The organism is Stenotrophomonas nitritireducens (genome assembly GCF_001700965.1).
In the GTDB taxonomy this organism is placed as follows: Bacteria; Pseudomonadota; Gammaproteobacteria; order Xanthomonadales; family Xanthomonadaceae; genus Stenotrophomonas; species Stenotrophomonas nitritireducens_A.
Window position 1 is genome coordinate 659,026 of record NZ_CP016756.1, and the last position, 22,054, is coordinate 681,079.

20 protein-coding genes are annotated in these 22,054 nt (G+C 65.3%); 13 read left to right on the top strand and 7 right to left on the bottom strand.

The window, feature by feature from the left end:
* Positions 1-5: 5 nt before the first annotated feature.
* A complete protein-coding gene (locus BCV67_RS02935; RefSeq protein WP_062166395.1) occupies positions 6-1,304 on the bottom strand; it encodes an MFS transporter in 1,299 nt (432 codons plus the stop codon).
* Positions 1,305-1,782: 478 nt separating this feature from the next.
* Here BCV67_RS02935 and BCV67_RS19920 point away from each other — a divergent pair, with 478 nt between their 5' ends.
* Both BCV67_RS19920 and BCV67_RS02945 read left to right on the top strand, forming a co-directional pair.
* A complete protein-coding gene (locus BCV67_RS19920) occupies positions 1,783-2,106 on the top strand; it encodes a hypothetical protein (protein WP_156455740.1) in 324 nt (107 codons plus the stop codon).
* 206 nt (positions 2,107-2,312) lie between these two features.
* Positions 2,313-2,747, top strand: a complete 435-nt coding sequence (locus tag BCV67_RS02945) for a PepSY domain-containing protein (protein ID WP_062166397.1) — start codon at positions 2,313-2,315, stop codon at positions 2,745-2,747.
* Between the two features lie 225 nt (positions 2,748-2,972).
* On the opposite strand, the gene BCV67_RS02950 is transcribed toward BCV67_RS02945, so the two are convergent.
* Entirely contained in the window at positions 2,973-4,475 is a 1,503-nt protein-coding gene (locus BCV67_RS02950) for an aldehyde dehydrogenase (RefSeq protein ID WP_062166398.1), read from the bottom strand.
* A 155-nt stretch (positions 4,476-4,630) separates the two neighbouring features.
* On the opposite strand from BCV67_RS02950, the gene BCV67_RS02955 reads away from it, so the two are divergent.
* From BCV67_RS02955 to BCV67_RS02990, 8 genes are all read left to right on the top strand, one after another.
* The gene (locus BCV67_RS02955; RefSeq protein WP_062166399.1) at positions 4,631-5,515 is read left to right on the top strand and encodes a hypothetical protein; all 885 of its coding nucleotides are present in this window, start codon (positions 4,631-4,633) and stop codon (positions 5,513-5,515) included.
* Positions 5,516-5,566: 51 nt separating this feature from the next.
* Positions 5,567-6,211 (top strand): DUF5671 domain-containing protein, encoded by a 645-nt coding sequence (locus tag BCV67_RS02960; protein WP_062166400.1) that lies wholly within the window; start codon positions 5,567-5,569, stop codon positions 6,209-6,211.
* Positions 6,208-6,636: a hypothetical protein gene (locus tag BCV67_RS02965; RefSeq protein WP_062166401.1), complete on the top strand. Its 429-nt coding sequence runs from the start codon at positions 6,208-6,210 to the stop codon at positions 6,634-6,636. Before BCV67_RS02960 ends, BCV67_RS02965 begins: the two co-directional genes overlap by 4 nt.
* Before the next feature lie 3 nt (positions 6,637-6,639).
* The gene (locus BCV67_RS02970) at positions 6,640-7,926 is read left to right on the top strand and encodes a DUF445 domain-containing protein (protein WP_062166402.1); all 1,287 of its coding nucleotides are present in this window, start codon (positions 6,640-6,642) and stop codon (positions 7,924-7,926) included.
* A gap of 641 nt (positions 7,927-8,567) precedes the next feature.
* Complete coding sequence (locus BCV67_RS02975; RefSeq protein ID WP_062166403.1) at positions 8,568-10,796, top strand: TonB-dependent siderophore receptor; 2,229 nt, start codon at positions 8,568-8,570, stop codon at positions 10,794-10,796.
* A 36-nt stretch (positions 10,797-10,832) separates the two neighbouring features.
* Positions 10,833-11,231 carry a DUF3649 domain-containing protein gene (locus BCV67_RS02980; RefSeq protein ID WP_082746475.1) on the top strand — a complete coding sequence of 133 codons (399 nt, stop codon included), beginning with the start codon at positions 10,833-10,835 and terminating at the stop codon, positions 11,229-11,231.
* A complete protein-coding gene (locus BCV67_RS02985; protein WP_062166404.1) occupies positions 11,228-12,850 on the top strand; it encodes a PepSY-associated TM helix domain-containing protein in 1,623 nt (540 codons plus the stop codon). The genes BCV67_RS02980 and BCV67_RS02985 overlap by 4 nt, the downstream gene beginning before the upstream one ends.
* On the top strand, positions 12,847-13,179 hold the full coding sequence (locus BCV67_RS02990) for a DUF3325 domain-containing protein (protein ID WP_062166405.1): 333 nt from the start codon (positions 12,847-12,849) through the stop codon (positions 13,177-13,179). The genes BCV67_RS02985 and BCV67_RS02990 overlap by 4 nt, the downstream gene beginning before the upstream one ends.
* A 126-nt stretch (positions 13,180-13,305) precedes the next feature.
* Here BCV67_RS02990 and rlmKL read toward each other — a convergent pair whose 3' ends face one another.
* Complete coding sequence (rlmKL, locus tag BCV67_RS02995) at positions 13,306-15,444, bottom strand: bifunctional 23S rRNA (guanine(2069)-N(7))-methyltransferase RlmK/23S rRNA (guanine(2445)-N(2))-methyltransferase RlmL (protein WP_062166406.1); 2,139 nt, start codon at positions 15,442-15,444, stop codon at positions 13,306-13,308.
* A gap of 132 nt (positions 15,445-15,576) precedes the next feature.
* Positions 15,577-16,104 (bottom strand): alpha/beta hydrolase, encoded by a 528-nt coding sequence (locus BCV67_RS03000; RefSeq protein WP_062166407.1) that lies wholly within the window; start codon positions 16,102-16,104, stop codon positions 15,577-15,579.
* A gap of 51 nt (positions 16,105-16,155) precedes the next feature.
* Here BCV67_RS03000 and BCV67_RS03005 point away from each other — a divergent pair, with 51 nt between their 5' ends.
* Positions 16,156-16,719: an N-acetylmuramoyl-L-alanine amidase gene (locus BCV67_RS03005; RefSeq protein WP_065868020.1), complete on the top strand. Its 564-nt coding sequence runs from the start codon at positions 16,156-16,158 to the stop codon at positions 16,717-16,719.
* A 45-nt stretch (positions 16,720-16,764) separates the two neighbouring features.
* Here the strand turns inward: BCV67_RS03005 and BCV67_RS03010 are convergent, their stop codons facing one another.
* The 3 genes from BCV67_RS03010 to BCV67_RS03020 are packed head-to-tail and all read right to left on the bottom strand — an operon-like array spanning position 16,765 to position 19,455.
* Complete coding sequence (locus tag BCV67_RS03010; protein ID WP_062166409.1) at positions 16,765-17,718, bottom strand: DUF1684 domain-containing protein; 954 nt, start codon at positions 17,716-17,718, stop codon at positions 16,765-16,767.
* Positions 17,719-17,752: 34 nt separating this feature from the next.
* Positions 17,753-18,655 carry a sulfurtransferase gene (locus BCV67_RS03015; protein WP_062166410.1) on the bottom strand — a complete coding sequence of 301 codons (903 nt, stop codon included), beginning with the start codon at positions 18,653-18,655 and terminating at the stop codon, positions 17,753-17,755.
* Positions 18,652-19,455, bottom strand: coding sequence for a CoA pyrophosphatase (locus BCV67_RS03020; protein ID WP_062166411.1), 804 nt, complete (start codon positions 19,453-19,455; stop codon positions 18,652-18,654). The genes BCV67_RS03015 and BCV67_RS03020 overlap by 4 nt, the downstream gene beginning before the upstream one ends.
* 347 nt (positions 19,456-19,802) lie before the next feature.
* Here BCV67_RS03020 and BCV67_RS03025 point away from each other — a divergent pair, with 347 nt between their 5' ends.
* Together BCV67_RS03025 and BCV67_RS03030 are read left to right on the top strand one after the other, a co-directional pair.
* Positions 19,803-20,234: a post-PEP-CTERM-1 domain-containing protein gene (locus BCV67_RS03025; protein ID WP_156455741.1), complete on the top strand. Its 432-nt coding sequence runs from the start codon at positions 19,803-19,805 to the stop codon at positions 20,232-20,234.
* Positions 20,231-21,919, top strand: a complete 1,689-nt coding sequence (locus tag BCV67_RS03030) for a PA domain-containing protein (RefSeq protein ID WP_082746476.1) — start codon at positions 20,231-20,233, stop codon at positions 21,917-21,919. Before BCV67_RS03025 ends, BCV67_RS03030 begins: the two co-directional genes overlap by 4 nt.
* Positions 21,920-22,054: the final 135 nt, after the last annotated feature.

Sequence of the window (22,054 nt, forward strand, 5' to 3'; positions counted from 1 at the left end):
GCGACTTACGGCGTTCCTGCGGCACCCCTGCCCTGCCGCCGCTTGATCGCCAGCAGGGCCAGGCCGGTCAGCAGCGCGGTAGCGCACAGGTAGCCGCCGACAGCGGCGATGCCGAATTTGCCGGCCAACCAGGTTGCCGCATATGGCGCCGGCGCCGCGCCCAGGATGCCGGCAAGATTGAATGACAGCGACGCGCCGGTATAGCGCACCTGCACCGGGTACAGCCCCGCCAGCATGGTGCCGCAGGGCCCATAGGTCAGCCCCATCAGGAACAGCCCCAACGACAGGAACAGCAGTACCTGCAACGGATGACCGGCCTGGAACAACGGCTGGAAAAACAAGCCGAACAGGAAGATGCCCAGCGTCGCCCACAACATTGCCTTGACGGTGCCGTGCCGGTCGCCATACAGCGCCGCCAGCGGTATGCCGGCCGCGAAGAACAGGATGCCGATCATCTGCAGCAGCAGGAAATCCTCACGTGCATAGCCCAGGGTCGAAGTGCCATAGCCCAGCGTGAAGACCGTCATCAGATAGAACAGCACAAAGGTGGCGAACGCCGCCAAGGTGCCGGCCAGCACGGCAAACCCGTGGCCGAGCAGCACCTCGCGCATTGGCAGGCGCACCCGCTGGCCCTGCTCCAGCGCCTTCTGGAAATCCGGCGTCTCGCGGATGTTCAAACGCACCCACAGGCCCACGATCACCAGCAGCGCACTGGCAATGAACGGCACCCGCCAGCCCCAGGCCAGGAAGCTGGCGTCATCCAGTACCCGCCCCAGCACCAGGAAGGTGCCAGCCGACAGCAGGAAGCCCAACGGCGCCCCCAGCTGGGGGAACATGCCGTACCAGGCACGCTTGCCGGGTGGCGCGTTCTCGGTCGCCAGCAGCACCGCACCGCCCCATTCCCCGCCCAGCCCCAGGCCCTGACCGAACCGGCACAGCGCCAGCAGCAGCGGCGCGATCACGCCGATGTCGTGGTAGGTCGGCAGCAGACCGATGGCCACCGTCGACAGGCCCATGGTCAGCAGCGCCGCGACCAGCGTGGCCTTGCGCCCGATCCGGTCGCCGTAATGGCCAAATACCGCCGAGCCCACCGGCCGGGCGATGAAGGCGACGGCAAAGGTTGCCAGCGACTGCAGCAGTGCCGCGTCGTTGCTGCTCTCGGGGAAGAACAGCTTGGGGAACACCAGCACCGCCGCCGTGGCGTAGATGTAGAAGTCGAAAAATTCGATGGTGGTGCCGATCAGGCTGGCCGCCAGTACGCGGCGCGGGGAGTTCAGGGGGGCAGAGCTGGCGGCAGCGGGCATGGGCGTTGCGGAAGAAAGAGTAGCGGCAGTCTGCCATGCACCGCCGCCGCCACTGCCAATTGGTTGCAGCCGACACCGTCCTTCCGCGGCCGGCCCAGTCCGGGGCATGCGAGCGGAACCTATTGCTGTACCTTGCGGTCACAACAGCGCCCCCCGCATGGATGCAATGGTGATGCCGGCAATTTCCAGATCTTTCCCACACCTGAGCGCAGCGTTGGTGGTCATCGCGGTGCATGTGGCCATTGCGTTGTGGCTGCTGCAGCCGCGCCAATACCGGCCCACCGACAATGGTGTACGTACCAGCCTGCGCTGGCTGCTGCCACGGCCTGTACCGCCGCGCCCGCCAGCCACGGCAGCCACGGCAGCCAGGCAACCGGCGCGCTCCAGCCAATTTCCGCCATCGCGGGCGCGGCAATCCCCCTCACAACCCTCGCCTTCCTCGATCGAGCAGGCCACGGCAAGTCCGTCACAGCCGCGCTTGGACCTGAGCATCCCCGACACTGCCCCTGGCGGTGCTGCACCGAACGCCGACACCTTCGCCCATCAGCCCTTCCGCCGGCTCAACAACGACCCGGCCTTTCAGCATGCGCCGCGCTACTTCCGCCTGAAGCCGCAGATGAGCCCCCGCCAGATGATCCAGGGGGTTGCCCGCAATTTGGGCTTTTGGCCGCCTGGCTACGAAATAGACCCCTGCAGCCTTAGCCGAAACGAGGTGAACCATCTCCAGAATGCGGTGAGCGAGGACGACCGTGCCGCCCTGCGCGGCGCCTTGCTGCAGGAAAGTGCGCGTTGCCGCCGTTGATATCTGCGTGATTCCCCACGGCTGCAAGGTGACGTGCAGCACATGCGAAGAAACACTCTGCGAACACTTTCTTGCGTTCCCCTGCACATCGATTAACCGCAGCCGGTTGCGCAGACGTCAAGCCGCGTCAATTCACGGACCGATACAGGGGTGCGCCTTTAGGGTTGATCCGCGCCAGAAGCGCCCGAATCCGAAGGAGCAGACCGATGAACAACCGACCCCTACGTACTGCCTTGTTTGCCGCTGTGGTGGCAATGGCCGGCAGCGGTATCGCCCAGGCCCAGGATGCCTTGACCGCCCCGCAGGTTCGCGCACAGCTGGAAGCGCAGGGCTATACCAACATCAACGACGTCAAATTCGAAGATGGCATGTGGGAGGCAGATGCGAAGAGTGCCGATGGCAAGCAGGTGGATGTGAAGCTCGACCCGCGCACGGGCAACGTGTATCCCGACAAGGCGGTTTCGCAGCTGAGCGAGGCGGACATACGCGCGCAGCTTTCCAGTGCCGGCTATACCGGTGTCAGCGACGTCAAACTCGACGATGGCATGTGGAAGGCCAAGGCCAGGACCGCCGGCGGCGAGAAGGTCAAGGTCCGTCTGGACCCGGCAACCGGCGCCGTGGTTGCGCAAGAAAAGGATTGATGCGCACACAGGCTCAGCGCTGCACGCATCACCCCTCCCCTTTGGCCTAGCCAAGGGGGAGGTTGGGAGGGGGTAGCTTTTGTTGTTGCGTATGAAGCTTCAAAGGCCAGAACCAAAGCGCAACAGTAAACCCCTCCCCAACCCTCCCCTTCGCTGCCGAAAGGGAGGGAGCAGAGCGCAGCGCTACATGCAACGCCCCTCCCTGGCCCAGCCAGGGGCCGCATATTAGCCTTCCAGATTGATCCAGGTGGCCTTCATCTCGGTGTACTTGTCGAAGGCGTGCAGCGACTTGTCGCGGCCGTTGCCCGACTGCTTGTAGCCGCCGAACGGCGCGGTCATGTCGCCGCCGTCCCAGTAGTTGACCCACACACTGCCCGCGCGCAGTCCGCGTGCAAGCCGATGCGCGCGCGAAATGTCGCGCGTCCACACACCCGCAGCCAGGCCATATTCGGTGTCATTGGCCAGCTGCAAGGCCTGCTGCTCACCATCAAACGCAATCACCGACAGCACCGGCCCAAAAATCTCCTCGCGGGCAATCCGCTGTTGCGGGCTTACCTCATCAAACACGGTCGGCTCGATGTAGCAGCCACCAGAAACTACCTCCGCACGTTTGCCACCCAGCAGCAGGCGCGCGCCTTCGGCAGTGCCCTGTTCGATGTAGCCGAGCACCCGCTGGGTCTGCGCTTCATCCACCATCGCGCCCATCGCGGCCTTGGGCTCGAACGGGTGCGCCGGCTGCATATGCCGGCCGTGTTCAATGACCTTGGCGACAAACGAATCCTTGATCGAGCGTTCCACCAGCAAGCGCGAACCCGCCGTGCATACCTCGCCCTGGTTGTAGAAAATGGCACTCGCCGCCGCCTCGGCAGCTTTGTCCAGATCCGGCGCGTCGGCAAATACGATGTTCGGGCTCTTGCCGCCGCATTCCATGTAGGCACGTTTCATGTTCGACAGGCCCGCACATTGCAGCAGGCGCTTGCCCACGGCCGTTGAGCCGGTGAACACCAGGCCGTCCACATCCATGTGCAACGCCAGCGGCTCGCCCGCACCCTTGCCGTTGCCCGGCACCACGTTGAACACGCCATCCGGCACACCGGCCTCGCTCACCAGTTCAGCAAAACGCAGGGCGCTAAGCGGCGATTTCTCGGACGGCTTGAGCACCACGGAATTACCCGCCGCCAGCGCCGGCGCGATCTTCCATGCCGCCATCAACAACGGAAAATTCCACGGCACGATGGCGCCGACCACGCCCAGTGGTTCGCGGGTGATCAGGCCCAGTTCGTTGGCGCCGGTGGGTGCCACCTCGCCATAGAGCTTGTCCACCGCTTCGGCCGTCCACTGGATGCAGCGCATCACCCCGCCGATATCGACACGGCGCGCCTCGGCGACCGGCTTGCCCATGTCCAGCGCTTCCAGCACGGCCAGTTCGTCGGCGTGCTGTTCAACCAATGCCGCCAACTTCAGCAAAACCTGCTTGCGCTTGGCCGGCTTCAGCCCGGCCCAGTGACCGGCGTTGAAACTGCGTCGTGCCGCCGCCACCGCGTGATCGACATCCACCTGGCCACATTCGGCGATGTGCCCCAGCACCCGCCCATCGATCGGGCTGATGCAGTCGAAGGTTGCGCCGGATGCGGCATCCACATATTGGCCATTGATGAACGCGCGGGTGCGCAGCGACAGGCCGTCGGCCAGCGCCTGCCATTGTTCACGGATATGGGGGCTGTTCATGCGGAGTTCCTTGTGACGAAGACGTTGCAGCAGGCCTTGATGGTACGCCGGCCACCGTAGGGCGCCGACATGGACCTGTTATTTCTGGCAAATGCAAGGGTTGGCCGTGGCCTCTGCGGGCTTCACAATGCCGCTCCACGTTTTTGGCAGCGCTCATGGACATCATCGTCAACGAAGAACTCAAGGCCTATATCGATCCGCTCACGCAGGACGAGCACGACGCGCTGGAGCGCAGTCTGCTGGCCGAGGGCTGCCGCGACGCGCTGGTGCTGTGGGGCGACGTGCTGATCGACGGCCATAACCGTTACGGCATCTGTTCCAAGCACGGCATCCCGTTCAATACGGTGCAGAACACCCGCTTCAAGTCGATGGACGATGTTCATCTGTGGATGATCGAGCAGCATCTTGGCCGCCGCAGTGTGTCCGACTACCAGCGCGGCGTGCTGGCCCTGCGCAAGCGCGACATCCTGGAAACCCGCCGCCGCGCGGAGCAGGAACAGCTGCGCCGCGAGAGCGAGGGTGAGGCCGCGCCCAGCGATGCGGGCGACAACGACAGCCCGCCGTGGGATCCGGCGCCCAAGCTGTCCAAGGCCGATCTGGCCCGCGAAGCCAAGCTCAGCCCCAGCCAGGTGACGATGATCGAGAAGATCCACGATCACGCCACCGCCGAAGTGATCGAAGCCATGCGGGTGGGCGCGATCTCGCTCAGCGCGGCAGCCACCGTGGCCAGCCTGCCCGAGGATGAACAGCGTGCCGCTGCGCGCGGCGGCAAGGACGAGCTGAAGCAGGCCGCCAAGCGCGTGCGTGACGCCAAGCGCAAGCCCAAGGCGGCGCGCGAGGATGCCGATGACGAGGCGCAGCCGCTGAGCATGGCCGAAGCCGATGGACTGGACGCTGGCGTCGTCGACAGCGCCGAAGTTCAGACCCTGCGCCAGCGCGTGGCCTCGCTCACCGCCGAGAACCAGGCCCTGCGCATGGAACTGGATGCCCTGCGTGCGCGCATGCTGGCAGCCCAGGTCGAACAACCGACCGACGCTTGATTGAGCTGAGCCGGCACCCTAGGCTGCGGTCATCCCTGCAAGGAGCATGTGATGGCCTCGGCCTCCCCGGAACTTGAAACCTTCGTCCGCGACGCCTTGATGCGCGGCCACAGCCGCCAGCAGGTCAGCAGCGCATTGCTGGCCGCCGGCTGGAGCGAACAGCAGATCAGCGGCGTCCTCGATGGCTGGGCCGAGGTGGACTTCCCACTGCCGGTACCCCGCCCACGCGCCTCCCTGTCGGCGCGCGAAGCCTTTGCCTACCTGGTGCTGTTCAGCACGCTGTACTTCTTCGCCTGGAACCTGGGCAGCCTGTTGTTCCAGTTGATCCAGTACGCGCTGCCCGATCCGGCCGACCCCGACTGGCAGTTGTTGCGCCTGAGCGGTGGCATCCGCTGGGCGATCTCTGCGCTGGTGATCGCCTTCCCGGTGTTCGTATTCGCCGCCCATCGCGTCAGCCGCGATGTGGACAAGCACCCGATCAAGCGTTTGTCACCGGTGCGCCGCTGGCTCACCTATCTGACCCTGTTCGTCGCCGCCACGGTGCTCATCGGCGACCTCACCGCGCTGGTCTACAACCTGCTGAGCGGCGAGCTGAGCCTGCGCTTCGTGCTCAAGGTACTGGTGGTCGGCGTGATCGCCGGTACCGTGTTTTCCTACTACCTGTGGGATCTACGCCAAGAGGAGGTTGAGGCATGAGCCGTACCGCTTGGGGCACCCGCGTCCTTTGGGCAACCGGCATCGTCACTGCGGCTGCAATTGCAGCCGGGGTCTGGGTCATCGATTCACCGTCGCAGCAGCGGCTCAAGCGCCTGGATGAGGCGCGCCTGTCGCATCTGCAGACGTTGGAGACCGCAGCCCGCAATTACTGGCGCGAGAACGACGCGCTGCCGCCCAACATCCTCGCGCTGGCGGCGCAGCCGGGCATGGTGCTGACCTACAAGGATCCGGCCGGCGGCCCCGACTACCGCTACCGAACTCTGGACGCCACCCATTACGAGCTGTGCGCGCAATTCGACACCAGCAGCGCCGACGGGCCGCAGGCCGGCCGCCCCAGTGAATGGGCGCACCCGGCAGGCAATCACTGCTTCCGCCGCGCGGTGAACGACAAGGGCACCGACTAGACCGTGAGCCCCCAGGACGATCCACGCCGCGCACAACTGCGCCGTCTCAAGCTGTACGCGGTGGCCATGCTGCTGGCGATGCTGGCCGGCTTCATCATCAGCCACATCAACGGCGAGCGCGGCATCTGGGCCTGGGTAGGTGCGTTCTGTGAAGCGGCCACCGTCGGCGCGTTGGCCGACTGGTTTGCGGTGGTGGCGCTGTTCCGGCGGCCGCTGAATCTGCCCATTCCGCATACGGCCATCATCCCGCGCAACAAGGAGCGCATCGCCGACAGCCTGGCGGTGTTCGTGCGCGATCACTTCCTGGAACCGGAAACACTGCTGGCCAAGCTGAAAGTGTTCGATCCCGCCACCCGGCTTGGCGAATGGCTGGCGCAACCGGCGCAGGCAAAAATGCTGGCCGGCATGGCGCGCGGCTGGGCGGTGCAGGCCTTGGATCTGCTCGACGAGGCGGCCGTGCGCCGCTCCATCCAGGGCTTCGTGGTGGCCCAGCTGCGGCAGTGGAATGCAGCGGCCACCGCCGGCGAACTGCTTGGGCTGCTGACCGCTGACAACCGCCACCAGCGGGTGCTCGACGAAGGACTTACCCGCGTCGCCCACTGGCTGGACAACGACAAGGTGCGGCAGCAGGCCTCGGCCTTGATCGTGCGTTACATCCGCAAGGAGTGGCCGAAGCTGGCCAGCACCGTGGATTGGGTAAAACCAATCGACGAGATCGGGGATTCACTGGCCGACCGCCTGGCACGCGCGGGGCTGGAAGAACTGCAGGCCATCCTCTCGCAACCCGAGCATCCGCTGCGCCAAGACTATGCGCTGTGGCTGGGCGACTACATGCGCCGCCTGCGCGAAGACCCGGCCTTGGCGGCCAAGGTTGATGCACTCAAGCAACAGGTGATCGACCACCCGGCTGTGCAGGAATATGTGCAGGGCCTGTGGCAGCGTGTGCACGAATATCTGCGGGCTGATCTGTCACGCGAGGATTCGGTATTGGCCGGCCACCTGGAGCGCAGCCTGGGCAAGCTGGGCACCACCATCGGCAACGACCCCGCCCTGCGCGACGCCCTCAACCAGCACATGCTGGCCGGTGCGGAGAAGCTGACCAATCGCCTGCGCAGTGGCGTCACCAGCCACATCGCGCAGACCGTCAAGGCCTGGGACGAAAAGAAGCTGGTCGAGCAATTGGAACTGAGCGTAGGCCGTGACCTGCAGTACATCCGTTTCAACGGCACCCTGGTAGGCGGCCTGATCGGCCTGCTGCTGCATGCACTGACCGGTTGGCTGAAATTCTAGGCGCGCAGCGTTGTGGGAGCGGCGTAAGCCGCGAAGCCAGGGCCGTATCAGGCCGAAGCATCATTGGCATCCGACAAAAGCCAATCACATCATGTGATTGCAACTGATGCGCGCGGTTGAAGAAGAGTCAGCTTCGCGGCTCACGCCGCTTCCACAACAGATGTCGCCGGGGATTTGTGGGAGCGGCGTAAGCCGCGAAGCCAGGACCGCATCAGATCGAAGCACTATCGGCATCCGACAAAAGCCGGACGCTTCTGGTGATTGCAGCTGCTGCGCACGACTGACTGATGACTAGCTTCGCGGCTTACGCCGCTCCTACAAATTGCCGCTCTCACAAATCTCCTGCGGCCCATGCTTGCCAACACCGCAACGACACATCAGCTTGCTTAATCAAATGCGAACAATTATCGTTAGCGCCTAGGCAGTACGCCCAGCCTCGTGCGGCACGGATGCTACGCATCGTTCCGCCACGCCCCGTGTACCCCCGATATCCAAACTGATGCCGCGCGCCCTGGCAGGCCGCGCCGTGCATGCAGGTCAACTGGCGGGAGCGGTATACCCGGGGCATCCACGCATCGTGCGGGCTGCGCCGTGCACGACTCCTGTGGTTGGCAAACCCCTTTGCCCAACAGGAATCCAACATGCCCTCCCGCCCCACCCTCCCGCAGCCCGCACTGCTGACTGTCGCGCTTTCGATTGCCCTGTCCAGTGCTGCGCTGCCGGTATTTGCCGAAGAAGCGGCGCCCGCCTCGGCCACCAACCTGGACACGGTGAAAGTCGTCGCCGATGCCGACATCCCCACCTCGTACACGGTGAAGCAGGCGCGCACCGCCACCAAGCTGGATCTGTCGCTGCGCCACACTCCGCAGTCGGTCACGGTGCTGACCCGCCAGCGCCTGGATGACATGGGCCTGTACGCGATGTCCGATGTGATGGGCCAGGTAACCGGCGTGCACGTCGCGGTCACCGACAGCGAGCGCATCAGCTTTGTCTCGCGTGGCTACACCATCAACAATTTCCAGGTTGATGGCATGCTCAATACCTTCGGCGGCTACATCAAGACCAACAACGACAGCGTCATCTACGACCGCATCGAAGTGGTACGCGGCGCCACCGGCTTGACCACCGGCGCGGGTGATCCCTCGGGCACCATCAACTACGTGCGCAAGCGCCCCACCGACGAATTAGCGATGAGCACCAACCTGATGCTGGGCCGTTGGGGCAACAAGCGCCTGGAGGCGGATATCGGCGGACCGATAGCCCTGGATGGCCGCATCCGTGCGCGTTTCGTCGCCGCCAAGCAGCAGAGTGATTCGTTCCGCGATGTCTATCAGCTGGACAAGGACGTGTTCTACGGCATCGTCCAGGCAGACCTCAGCGACAGCACCCTGCTGGAAGTCGGCTACGAATACCAATCGCCGGAAACCTCGGGCGTTACCTGGGGCGTGGTGCCGTACTGGGGCGCGGACGGCAAGCCGGCCAAGCTGCCGCGTTCGACCAACCTTTCGGCGCGCTGGAGCCGCTGGCCGATCGTCGAGAAGACCGCATTCGCGCGACTGGAACAGAGCCTGGGCCACGACTGGGCGATCAAAGCCAGCTACACCCGCTCCAAGCGCGAGACCGAAGGTGAGGTCTGGTATGGCGCCTCCGGTTATCCGCGCGCCGATGGCAGCGGCGTCAGTGCATTCATCGGTGCGTTCGGTGAACGCGGTGACATGCAGGTATTCGACCTCAACGCCGGTGGCCCGTTCAAACTGTTCGGCCGTGAGCACGAACTGGTGGTCGGCCTGGGCCAATCGCTGCGCAAGGGCGAAGTGCCGGGCTCGGACTTCGATTACGCCGACGGCTACGACAAGGTTCCGAATTGGCGCCATTGGACCGGCGATGTGGTGCCGCTGCAGGTCAACCGCTACAACTGGCTGTCCTCGCGCGATGAGCTCAAGCAGCGCGCCGCTTACATAGCTGCACGCCTGCAACTTGCCGACCCGCTGATGGCGGTGGTGGGCGCACGCTACGGCAGCTGGGAAACCCGCAACTGGAACTACAAGCGCGATGCTGCCGGGCAATTGCTGGGCACCACCCGTGGCGGCTACAAGCCGGATGATTCGCTGACGCCCTATGCCGGCCTGATCTATGACTTCAGCAAGTCGTTCAGCGCCTACGCAAGCTACACCGACATCTTCCAGCCGCAGAACTACCGCGACAAGAACAACAACTACCTGGAACCGGTGGTCGGCGACATGTGGGAAGCCGGCATCAAGGGCGAGCTGTTCGACGGCCGCATGAATGCATCGGCGGCCGTGTTCAAGGGCGTCAAGGACAACGTCGCCGAGATCGATGACTCGGTGCCGGAGGCCTCGCTGCCGGATGGTTCCAGCGCCTACCGTTCCACCGGCAAGGGCAACAAGGTCAAGGGTTGGGAAGTGGAAGCGCAGGGCAGCATCAGCGAACACTGGAACCTGTCGGCCGGCTACGCGCACACGGTGATCCGCAACCAGCAGGGCGTGCGCCAGAACACCACCACGCCGGTCAATACGTTCCGCCTCAACACCGGCTGGCGTCCCGGCGGCGCGTGGAGCCGGCTGTCGCTGGGTGGCGGCGTGACCTGGCAGAGCGAAATCTGGCGCATGAGCAACCGCCCTGCCGATGACTACCTCAGCAGCGGCAAGACCTACAAATCGCGCATCACCCAGGACGCAGTAGTGCTGGTCAATGCGTTTGCCGGCTACCAGTTCAACGACAACTTCTCCGCACAGTTGAACCTCAACAACCTGCTCGACAAGAAGTACTACAGCAACGTCGGCTTCTATGACGGCGTCAACTGGGGCGAGCCGCGCAACGTGCGCCTGAGCCTGCGCTGGAAGCTGTAAGCCCTCCAGGGAAACCACTGCCAGGCAGTGGCGGCCATGGACGGCCGACTTGTTCCGCGCCACCGCGACGCCGGTGGCGCCCGTATTGATTCGACTTTGCAGGTTTCTGTGGACAGCACGCCTCTTGCCAGCCCCTGGTACAACCGTCTTCTCGGCTTCTTCGCGCGCCCCTGGCTGGGCGTGTTGTCGCGCTCGCTTGCCGCCATCGTTGGTGGCTACGCGCTGGCAGCGACAAGCGCGATGTTCTTCGCGGTGGCGCTGCCCATCGCCCGTAGCCAGGCCGTACTGACCGGCATGCTGATCGCCATCGTGCTCTGCGCCTGCGCGGCGCTATGGGCATTCGCTACCCGCAGCGCGCTGCGTGCATGGCTCGGCATCGTGATTCCGGCCGCACTGTTCTGGTTGGCCACGCAATGGTTGGGAGGTGCGGCATGAAGAACGGATTCCGCCAATCGATGGCCTGGCTGCACACCTGGACCGGGCTGCTGGTTGGCTGGCTGTTGCTGCTGATCTTCATGGCCGGTACCGCCAGTTATTACCGCGAAGAGATTAGTCGCTGGATGCGACCGGAACTGCCGCGCAGCACGGTCAGCGCCGACGATGCCGCCGCACGCGCACTCAGCTTCCTGCAGCACAAGGCGCCACAAGCCGAGAGCTGGAGCGTTACCCTGCCCGACGCCCGCAACCCGGCGCTGCGCATGTTCTGGCGCAACCCAGAATCCATGGTCAAGCCACCGGCCGAAGGCGAGAAACGCCGGCGCCGTGGTGGCGGTCGCTTCGGTGATGCCACGGTCGATCCCAACACCGGCAACGAGGTGACTGCACGCGAAACCCGCGGTGGCGACTTCTTCTATCGCCTGCACTTCGACCTGCACTACATTCCAGTGGTGTGGGCGCGCTACATCGTCGGTTTCTGCGCGATGTTCATGCTGGTGGCCATCATCAGCGGTGCCATCACCCACAAGAAGATCTTCAAGGACTTCTTCACCTTCCGACCGAAGAAAGGCCTGCGCTCGTGGCTGGACTTCCACAACGTCAGCGCGGTGATGGCACTGCCTTACCACGCCATGATCACCTACACCGGCATCGTCACCCTGATGTTCATGTACCTGCCCTGGGGTGTGAGCACCGCCTATCCAAACGACGAGGACGCCTTCTTCAGTGAAGCCTTCGCACGCATGGCCGATATCGAATCACCGGGGCAAGGCCAAGCGGTGCCGGTGCCGATCCAGCAGTTGATGGACAGCGCGCGCAAGCACTGGAACGGTGCAGAGATCGGCGGCTTCACCGTATACCGCCCGGGCGCGGCAAACGCGGTGATCGACATCCAGCAACGCGACGGCAAGCACCTGTCGGTGGATACGCCATCGCTGCGCTTTGACGCAATCAGCGGCGAGTTGCTGGAAGCCAGCCCCAGCGCCGGTGGTGCCACCGCCACGCGCGGCGTCATGTACGGCCTGCATCTGGCGCGTTTCGCCGATTGGGGCCTGCGCGGCCTGTTCTTCCTGTCCGGATTGATCGGCTGCCTGATGGTCGCCAGCGGCGTGGTGTTGTGGGCGGTGAAGGAGCGGCCCAAGCACGCCAAATCCGGCAAGACCGGCTTTGGCCTGCGGTTGGTGGATGCACTGAACATCGGCGCCGTCGCCGGCCTGCCGATTGCCTTTGCCGCTTACTTCTGGGGCAACCGCCTGCTTCCGCTGCAGCTGGCCGAGCGCAGTGACGCCGAGATCAGCGTGTTCTTCTACGCATGGGCGGCATCACTGCTGGCTGCCTTCATCTGGCCCAAGCGGATGATGTGGGCCTGGCAGTTGTATGCAGGCGCGGCGATCTTCGCCTTGATACCGCTGCTCAACGCCTTGACCACCCGCAGCAACCTGGGCGTGGCCATCGCCAGCGGTGACTGGGTATTGGCCGGCTTCGACCTGTGCATGCTCGCCTTCGGTGTGATGCTGGGTTATTGCGGCTGGCGCATGCAGCATTGGCAACCGCCGTTGAGTGCGGCAGAGAAGAAACGCAGGCAACAGGCCGCTGCCGTCGCGGAGGCCAGCGCATGATGCTGCTTGCGCTTGGCTTGTCGTTCGCCGCTTTTGTTGCCTTGTCGCTGGCAATGGAGAAACACCAGTTGGACCTGCATGGCAAAGCCGCTGCCAGCAGCGCGCGCATGCGGCTGTGGCGCTGGCTGGGCTGGGGCCTGCTGTCGGCCGCGCTGGCGCTATGCGTGTGGCGGGATGGCTGGGGATTGGGGCCGGTGTGGTGGCTGGGTGCGATGACCGCTGCCGGCCTGCTGCTGGCCTTCGGTCTGTACCCATACCGCCCACGCTGGATCGTGCCGTTGGCGTGGGCCATGCCGTTGGCAGGTGTGGCCGCAGCAAGCCTGCTGTAGAGCCGAGCCATGCTCGGCTGGGGCATTACCGGGAACGCTTCCTGTAGAGCCGAGCCATGCTCGGCTGGGGCATTACCGGGAAAACCTCTGCCGAGCATGGCTCGGCACTACAGGTGTCACGTCGCCTTAAACCCGGCGCAATTCCCAGGCGCGGTGGATGCGGGCGTTGCGCTCGAAATCCGGGCCGATGGTCTGTGCGGAAATCTCGCGGCAGTTGGCGAACTCGGCGATGGCGTTCTCTTCCAGCTTGAAACGGCGGAAGTTGTTGGAGAAGTACAACACGCCATCCGAAGTCAGCCGCTCCATCGCCGCACGCAGCAGGCGTACATGCTCGCGCTGGATGTCGAAATCTTCAGCGCGCGCCGAGTTGGAGAAGGTCGGCGGATCGCAGAAGATCACGTCGTAACGGTTCTTCTCCGCTTCCAGCCAGGTCACCGCATCGGCCTGCACCAGGGTGTGCTGGCTGCCGCCCTTGCCGTTGAGCGCGAGGTTGTCGGCGCACCACTGCAGATAAGTACCCGACAGATCGACGCTGGTCGTAGACGAGGCACCGGCAACCGCTGCTTCCACACTGGCCACGCCGGTGTAGCAGAACAGGTTGAGGAAACGCTTGCCGCGCGATTCCTGTGCCATATGCGTACGCAGCGGGCGGTGGTCGAGGAACAGGCCGGTGTCCAGGTAATCGAACAGATTGACCCGCAGCAGCGCATCGTTCTCACGCACCAGGATGAACTCGCCGCGTTGCTCGAAGCGGCCGTACTTGCTGCCGCCCTTGCCACGTTCACGCGACTTCAATGCCACCTGCTCGGCCGGCACCTGGAACACCTCGCGCGCAGCCGCCAGCAGCTCGTTGCGGCGACGGCGCACGTCCACGTCCGGAATGGTGGCCGGTGCAGCGTATTCCTGCACATGCAGGAAGGTGCGGGCCTTGCCGCCGTCTTCGCGGTAGATGTCGATGGCGGCCGCGTATTCCGGCAGATCGGCGTCATAGGCGCGGAAGCAGGTGATGCCTTCGCGGGTCAGCCAGTTCTTGAATTTCTTCAGGTTCTTGCGCAGGCGGTTGGCCACCATCTGCGCGCCTTCGCTGAGCTCGCGCGGCTGGCCGGCGTTCTCGCGCTCAGGCACCGCAATCGGGTCGCAGACGATCAGCGCACATTCGATGGCACCGTTGAACATCTGGTACTTCTTGGCCGCGCGCAGGCCGGTGGCGTAGGCCAGATCGGCGCTGCCGCACAGCAGGCTTGCACGCCAGGTCGGCACGGCGCGCTTGAGCGCATCACCGATACGGCGGTACAGCACGGTATCGGCGGCCAGGCGTTCGTCGTAGGGCGGATTGCAGACCACGCAGCCGGTTTCCTGCGGCGGTACCTGCACGTCGGCAACGTCACGCACGCCGAACCAGATGGCCTCGCTGACGCCGGCCACTTCGGCATTCTCCTTGGCCGCACGAATCGCCTGCGGATCGATATCGCTGCCGTGGATGACCTGCTTGAGCGCAGCGCGGCCAACCTGCTCGCGCTCACGCGCTTCAGCCGTCAATTCCTTCCACTGTGCTTGGTCAAAACCGCGCCAGCGGCTGGGCGGAATGCTGCCATGGCGCTGCAGGCCCGGTGCCACATCGGCAGCCATCAAGGCGCCTTCGATCAGCAAAGTGCCGCTGCCGCACATCGGGTCGAGCAGGCCACCGCCTTCGGCATGGATCTTCGGCCAGTTGGCGCGCAGCAGCACGGCTGCGGCCAGGTTTTCCTTCAGCGGCGCGTCGTTCTGCGCCATGCGCCAGCCGCGGCGATGCATTGGACCACCGCCCAGATCGATCGAGATCGTGGCCCTGCCCTTGCGCAGCGACAGGTTGATGCGCACGTCCGGGAATTCAACATTTACCGATGGCCGCTCCATGCCCTGCCCACGCAGGCTGTCGACCACGCCATCCTTGACCCGCTGCGCGGCGAAACGCGCGTGGGTGATGGCGGTGCCGGACACATGCGCGTCCACCGACAAGGTCAGCTCGGGGGTGATGTGCTGGTCCCACGGCATTGCCGCCACGCCCTGGTACAGCGAATTCTCGTCCGGGCAGTCAAATTCCTGCAGCGGCCACAGCACGCGGCTGGCCAGGCGTGACCACAGCACCACGCGCTGGGCATCGCGCAGTTCGCCCTCGGCGTTGACGCCGGAAATGGTGGCGGTGGCGCGCGGCAGGCCCATCGCCAGCAGTTCGTCGGCGAGCAGGTATTCGAGGCCCTTGGCGCAGGAAACAAAGAAATTCACGGGAGATATCAACTTTCGTAGAGGGAGTCAGGCCAGCCAGGCGGACAGGCACGGTGGCCGGCCCCGGGGCATCCAAGGCCGCTATTGTAGGCAGTTGCCCGCCGCGCCGCCGGTTTCACCCGGCAACCGCGTTCACAAACCGCGCAGCAGGGCCTCGAACGCCTGGCAGGAGGCGTCCACATGGCGCATCAGGCGGTGGCCGTCATTGACCAGCAGAAGGCGCGCCTTGCGCTCGGCGGCCCAGGCAATGACGTCGGCGGCCGGGATCAGCTCATCATTCCAGGCATGTACCACGCTGATCGGCACGGCGGCGGCGTCCAGCGCCGGCATCGGCCCCATCGTGGTGGGCGGCACCATCAGGAACAGCCCGGCCACCGGCACCTGCAGCGAGGTGATCGCCGAGATATACGCGCCCAGGCTGGAACCGGCCAGCACCAGTGGGCCGCGCGCGGCCATTTCGGCCGCACGTTCGATCAGCCGCTGCAGCCGCGCAGGCACGTCGCCCACCCGGCTGATCTCATGCCGGGCGTCCAGATCGGTGTAATCCGGGCGTTCGTGGCTCCAGCCCAGGCGCTCGGCCACATCGGCCAGCGCGGTGACCTTGGTCGCGTCCGGGCCGCTCTCGAAACCGTGTGACAGGATGCAGTGGCCGCGGCTCATGGCTGGCGGTGTGAAATGGGTGAACTCATGCGCGAATGCTAGCATCCACCCATGCATCTGCCGCCCCCCATCATTGCCAAACCGCTGCCGTACGAGCACCAGCTGACGCAGCGCAAGCCCACCGATATCGATCTGGTGGTGATCCACTGCACCGAACTGCCGGACCTGGCCACCGCCCGCGAGTACGGTGAGCGCGCCCTGTACGACAACGGCAGCGGCAACAGCGGCCACTACTACATCGACCGCGATGGCAGCATCCAGCAATACATCGCATTGGACCGCGTTGCCCACCACGTGCGTGGCATCAACCCGCGTTCGATCGGTATCGAGCTGGTCAACCGCGGGCGCTGGCCGAACTGGTTCGACTCCACCAACCAGACCATGAGCGAGCCCTACCCCGAGGCGCAGATCGCAGCCCTGGTGCGCCTGCTGGAATGGTTACCGCAGGCACTGCCCTCGCTGCGCTACATCGCCGGCCATGAGCAGTTGGACACAGCGCTGGAGCCGGCCAGCGACGATCCTGGCCGCAGCGTGCAACGCAAGCTGGACCCGGGCCCGCTGTTTCCGTGGGAACTGGTACTGCGCGCAGTCGACCTGCAACGTTTTCCGGGCTGACTGCAGCAGCGGTCCACACCCGCCGGGCCTGCGCCTGACGCCCTGTTACTGCGCCAGGTACTGGAACTTCTCGCCGGCGGTGACCGCCAGATCCAGCCGGTTGATCGCCGGTGCGATCGGGCACACCACGTGCGGGGTCAGCGCGCAGGGCGGGTTCTCGGCGCGGTTGAAATCCAGCTGCAGCACGCCGTTGCTGGGCAGTGACGCGTACAGATAGCGGGCGCCACCATAGGTTTCCCGGCCGCTGGTGCGGTCGGACAACAGGAAGAACAGGCGCTGCGATTCCGGCGCCGCTTCATCCAGTACCGGCTGCAGGTGATAACTGCGCCCGCCGACCTCGAACACCGCCTCACCCGGCACCAGCGCCGGCAGCGGCGTGCCTATCGAGGTCAGCAGCACCGCCTGCTTGGGCTTGGGGAAGGGATTCCAGCGCGCACGCACGTTCCATTTCAGATCCACCGGGAAGTGCTCGATGCCACTGAACGCCAGCCGGCGCGGCGACTGCGGGTCACGGAAGCGCCACCCCAGGATGTTGCCGGTGCGCACCAGGTAGAACTCGGACGCGCCCACCTGCACACGGCTGGCCTCGTTGACGTGGGCAACCCCAGGCACCAGCTCCGCCTGCTGCAGCGGCTGGCCGTTCATCCGCGCCTGCGCGCGCGTGTTGATGTCGATGCTGGCTTTGCCGTCGTTGCTCACCTGCAGGAAACCCAGGTCGGCCGGGCCGCCGGGCAGGACGATGTCATTGGTCGTGGCGCTGCCCACCCGGTAGGCACCGGCCTTGAGCCGGCCCGAGCCGGTGTAGCTGAGCCAACCTTCCGGCGCGCGCAGGCTGGCCAGCCGTTGCGCGCGCCAGCGCTCGACATCGCGCAGGTACTGCCGTTCGCCGGCCGCGGACACGCCATTGCCGGGCGCATTGCATGCACCCAGAACCATCACCAACAGCGCCACGCCGAGCAATCTGTATACGCCCACGCTTCCCCCGAAGCACCCATCCATTCGCAACGCGCCCAATGCGCGCTGCGGTCACAACTCAGCCGGTGGCAACCGGCCTGCGCGGATCGCTGGACCAGCCGCTCCACGAATCACTGAACACACGCAGCCCCGGCAACCCGGCATGCGCGAACCCCAGCAGCAGGTGACAGGCCGTCACCCCCGAGCCGCACATCACCGCCATCTGTTCCGGTGCCTGACCATCCAGCAAGGGCAGCAACTCGGCACGCAGTTCCTGCGCCGGGCGGAAACGGCCTGCCTGCAGGCTGGTGCCGAACGGACGGTTGATGGCACCGGGGACATGCCCGGCCACCCGGTCCAGCGGCTCCACTTCGCCCCGGTAACGCTCAGCTGCCCGGGCATCCACCAACCACGCCGGGCGCTGCGCCAGGCGCGCCTGCACCTCGTCGGCGCTGACAACCTGGGTCATATCGAACTGGCCCGGATACGGCGGCAACGGGTTCACTGCTACCGCGCCGGTTTCCAGCGCATGCCCGGCCGCCTGCCATGCCGCCAGGCCACCGTCGAGCACCGCCACCTTGCGATGGCCGATCAGACCCAGCAGCCACCACAGGCGCGCCGCGGCCATGCTGCCGTCGGCCGCGTCATACACCACCACCTGGGTGTCGGCATCGATACCCCAACGCCCCAGCGTCGCGGCAAAGACCTCGCTGTCCGGCAAGGGATGCCGGCCGTGGCCTTGTTTGCGCATGTCCGACAGGTCTTTCTCCAGATCGGCATACACCGCGCCGGGGATGTGCCCGGCCGCGTACTGGGCAGCACCGGACTGCGTATCGGCCAGCGAAAACCGTGCATCAACCACCCGCAGCGCGGTACTCGCAACGGCGCGCGCATCGACCACGCGCGCCTGCTGCTGCGCCAGGGCATTGGCCAGCGCATCCACATCCACCAGCGTGTTCCACGAACTTCCGCCCAGGCTCATGACACTTGCTCCAAACGACGACGCAGGTTGTAAAGGATGGCCGCGGTGGCGCCCCAGATGCGCTGACCGGGCCAGCTGTATTCCATGACATGGCGGATACGGCCGCCATGTTCGATTTCCACACGGCGCAGGTTGGCCGGGTCCATCAGGTAGTCCAGCGGCACTTCGAATACCTCGGCCACTTCGCCCGGTTCGGGCCGGGCGATGAAGGCCGGGTCAACCACCGCCACTACCGGCGTCACCCGGAAACCGGTGATGGTGATGAACGGGTCCAGATAGCCCAGCGCCAATACCTGGCTGCGCTGCAATGCAATTTCCTCGTCACTTTCGCGCAATGCCGCGGCCAGCGGGTTACGGTCCAGCGTTTCGATGCGCCCGCCCGGAAACCCCACCTGGCCGCCGTGGTTGCGCAGCGCCTCGGTACGCCGGGTCAGGATCACCTGGGTGCCCTGCGGACGTGGCACCAGCCCCGCCAGCACCGCCGCTTCCACCGGTGGCCCTGGCGGCAGCAGATCTTCCAGTTCAGAGCGGTTCCAGCCCAGCCCGGCCGGCGCCTGGGTCAGCGGCATCAGTGCCCGCTGCAGCCGATCGCGCCCGGCCAGTTGCTCGGCAAAGGCCACCGCCTGGCGCGAACGCCGTGGCAGCTCGTGTGCCATCAAGCGGCGACGGTCGTCCTCGCTCATGCGCATCCACCCGCCAATCTCGGCACCACTGCGCCAACAACCACGGCAGTAGCCCTGTTCATCAAGCGCGCAGATGCCGATACAAGGGCTGGAGACGACACGAGCAGGTGCATCCATCAATTCAGACATCACCCTAGCGTAGCGCGAGCCGAACCCCGCGGACCAGCTCCCGCCCACTGAAAACGCTGCACTTGCCTTGCCACGATGGCAATGTTGCTGGCGCCGCGTCCTCCCAATTCAGCAGAACCGCCCGTCGGCTGACCACATTCATTATGTGACGCATATCAATTTCCGGTTGAGCGGGGGTTCATCCAAGGGCACACTGCGGTTGCCGACAGGGGGAACACGAATCATCCGATGCGCGGGACGCGCGTTCGATCAGCGTGGCTGTTCGACATCAGCCGCGCCCGCATACGGATGGAGCCTTATCGCTTTTCACTCTGTAGCGGAGCCCGGAAATGAGAATGGCAAAACCCTCCTTGTTGTTATCGGCGCTGGCACTAACGGCCAGCCTTTCAGTACAGGCCCATGAGCCGCCAACGGACGGCAACCCAAGTACCCCTACCGAAAGCGGCATGGTTGCCGGCATCGATGCCAAGACCGGCAAGCTGCGCAAACTCACCGACACGGAAATCCGCGCACTTTCCGACAAGGCCAACGCCATGCCGTCGGCAAGCCGCAGCGCGGCCGGTACCAATGCCGCCTGGGCACGCATTCCGCAGACCGGCACCGACGCTGCCAGGACCATCCGCGCGCACAGCAACGGCATGAGCACGGCCGACCTGCCGCTCTCCGCGTTGAACTCGCTGAGCGTTGAACGCGATGCCAACGGTGAGGTGCAGATGCTGGAGAACGGCGCCCCGCTCTCGCACGGCCGACAGGAGGTCTCCGAATGAAGATGCTGCTGCTTTCCTCCATCATCGGCAGTGCCGTACTCAGCGCCCCGGCCAACGCCGGCATCATCACGCCGATCAACCAGGATCCGGCAGGCATCGGCCTCAACGATCCCACCGTGCGCGCGCCCGAAGGCGGCAACCCCGGCAAGACGGTTGGCGAACAACGCCGCATCGTCTATCAATTCGCCGCTGATCTATGGGGCGCAGTGCTGCAGAGCGATGTGGAAACCTTCGTTGGCGCCAGCTTCCAGGACCTGACCTGCACCGCAACCGGTGGCACCCTCGGTTCGGCTGGCGCCTCGTGGATCGCCACCACACCACCCAACGGTGCTGAGCTGGGCATGATCTACCACGCGCCCTTGGCCAACGCACTCAACGGCAGCCGCATCACCATCAGCGCCGCCGGCACCGACATCACCAGCCGCTTCAACGCCAACCTGGGCGGCAGCAACCCGGACGGCACGCCGTGCATGACCGGTTCCGGCTGGTATTACGGGCTGGACGGCAACGCCCCGGAAAACCGCATCAGCTTCCTGGATGTGGTGATGCATGAAATCGGCCACGGCCTGGGCTTCTCCGGCTTCGTCGGCTACACCAGCGGCCGCCTGGGCGAACGTGTCGGTATTCCGCAGTACTACGGCTACTCGGACGTCTATACCGAAAACGCGTTCGACAACCTGTCCGGCAAACGCTTCGCCGAAGCCAGCATGACCAACGCGCTGCGCGCCACCGCGATCAAGACCCGCGGCGCACCCGCCTGGAATGGTGTGACGACGCGCGCACAGACCCCGCAATGGCTGGATCCTGCGGTGGTGCTGTCGGTCAACGGCAGCAGCGTGGTCACGCAGTTCTTCGGCACCGCCTCGTTCGGCCCTGCGGCCACTCCGGCCAACTTTGCCGGCCCGGTTGTGGTTGCCAACGACGGCACCGGCGCCGACACCGCCGACGCCTGTGAAGCACTGCCCGCCGGCAGCCTGAGCGGCAAGGTGGCCTACATCAACCGCGGCAGCTGCGCGTTCGAGATCAAGGCCGCCAATGCGCAGGCGGCAGGCGCGGTCGCCGCCATCATCGGCAACGTGGCCAGCTCCGGCGACCCCGCCACCGCACCGGGCATGGCCGAAGATCCAAGCGTCAACGCCACCATCCCTGCGCTGAGCGTCAACCTGACCGATGCCAATCTGATCAAGGCCGCAGCACAGGCCGGCACGGCGCTGACTGCGGCACTGGGCCAGGTTGCAGGGCAATACGCCGGCGCCGACTCCAGCGGTCGGCCACTGCTGTACGCACCGGCGGTGGTAGCGGGCGGCTCAACCTTCTCGCACTTTGAAAGCGTGTTGGTGCCCGATGCCTTGATGGAACCGGCCAACAGCCCCAACACCGACGCAGGGCGCATGGTTGACCTCACCCTGGCGGCCTTTGTCGATGAAGGCTGGAGTTTGAACCCAGGCACCGCGCGCATCGGCAGCTGCGATACGGGCGTGAAACTGTTCAAGAACCCGGGCCTGATCGCCGGTGCCAATGTGCAGGCGCAGGACCGCCTGTGCCGCACCACCGCCAACGGCAACCGGGCGCTCTACCTGCGCTGCATGAACGACACTGCTGCCTCGCTGAAAGCGGCCAGCATGATCAGCACGGTGGAACAGGCCGGTATCCGCACTTGCGCGGCCAAGGTGGCCTCGCCGTAATTCTGCTGATGTAAAAGAGAGCCGGCGCCTCACAGCGCCGGCTCTGGTTGGATCTACCGCACTGACCTGGTGATGGCCAAGCCGATCTACTCCGGTGCAGGCGAGGCATCAGCACACGATGTCGACGTGTCCTTC

What these genes read in the sequence shown, in the direction of transcription:
- BCV67_RS02985 (WP_062166404.1), top strand. Translation starts at nt 11,228, where the DNA reads ATGAAGAACGGATTCCGCCAATCGATGGCCTGGCTGCACACCTGGACC.
- BCV67_RS02955 (WP_062166399.1), top strand. Translation starts at nt 4,631, where the DNA reads ATGGACATCATCGTCAACGAAGAACTCAAGGCCTATATCGATCCGCTC.
- BCV67_RS02960 (WP_062166400.1), top strand. Translation starts at nt 5,567, where the DNA reads ATGGCCTCGGCCTCCCCGGAACTTGAAACCTTCGTCCGCGACGCCTTG.
- BCV67_RS02935 (WP_062166395.1), bottom strand. Translation starts at nt 1,304, where the DNA reads ATGCCCGCTGCCGCCAGCTCTGCCCCCCTGAACTCCCCGCGCCGCGTA.
- BCV67_RS02945 (WP_062166397.1), top strand. Translation starts at nt 2,313, where the DNA reads ATGAACAACCGACCCCTACGTACTGCCTTGTTTGCCGCTGTGGTGGCA.
- BCV67_RS03020 (WP_062166411.1), bottom strand. Translation starts at nt 19,455, where the DNA reads ATGGATGCACCTGCTCGTGTCGTCTCCAGCCCTTGTATCGGCATCTGC.
- BCV67_RS03030 (WP_082746476.1), top strand. Translation starts at nt 20,231, where the DNA reads ATGAAGATGCTGCTGCTTTCCTCCATCATCGGCAGTGCCGTACTCAGC.
- BCV67_RS03005 (WP_065868020.1), top strand. Translation starts at nt 16,156, where the DNA reads ATGCATCTGCCGCCCCCCATCATTGCCAAACCGCTGCCGTACGAGCAC.
- BCV67_RS02980 (WP_082746475.1), top strand. Translation starts at nt 10,833, where the DNA reads ATGGACGGCCGACTTGTTCCGCGCCACCGCGACGCCGGTGGCGCCCGT.
- BCV67_RS03025 (WP_156455741.1), top strand. Translation starts at nt 19,803, where the DNA reads ATGGCAAAACCCTCCTTGTTGTTATCGGCGCTGGCACTAACGGCCAGC.
- BCV67_RS02990 (WP_062166405.1), top strand. Translation starts at nt 12,847, where the DNA reads ATGATGCTGCTTGCGCTTGGCTTGTCGTTCGCCGCTTTTGTTGCCTTG.
- BCV67_RS03000 (WP_062166407.1), bottom strand. Translation starts at nt 16,104, where the DNA reads ATGAGCCGCGGCCACTGCATCCTGTCACACGGTTTCGAGAGCGGCCCG.
- BCV67_RS02965 (WP_062166401.1), top strand. Translation starts at nt 6,208, where the DNA reads ATGAGCCGTACCGCTTGGGGCACCCGCGTCCTTTGGGCAACCGGCATC.
- BCV67_RS03015 (WP_062166410.1), bottom strand. Translation starts at nt 18,655, where the DNA reads ATGAGCCTGGGCGGAAGTTCGTGGAACACGCTGGTGGATGTGGATGCG.
- BCV67_RS02950 (WP_062166398.1), bottom strand. Translation starts at nt 4,475, where the DNA reads ATGAACAGCCCCCATATCCGTGAACAATGGCAGGCGCTGGCCGACGGC.
- BCV67_RS02975 (WP_062166403.1), top strand. Translation starts at nt 8,568, where the DNA reads ATGCCCTCCCGCCCCACCCTCCCGCAGCCCGCACTGCTGACTGTCGCG.
- BCV67_RS03010 (WP_062166409.1), bottom strand. Translation starts at nt 17,718, where the DNA reads ATGGATGGGTGCTTCGGGGGAAGCGTGGGCGTATACAGATTGCTCGGC.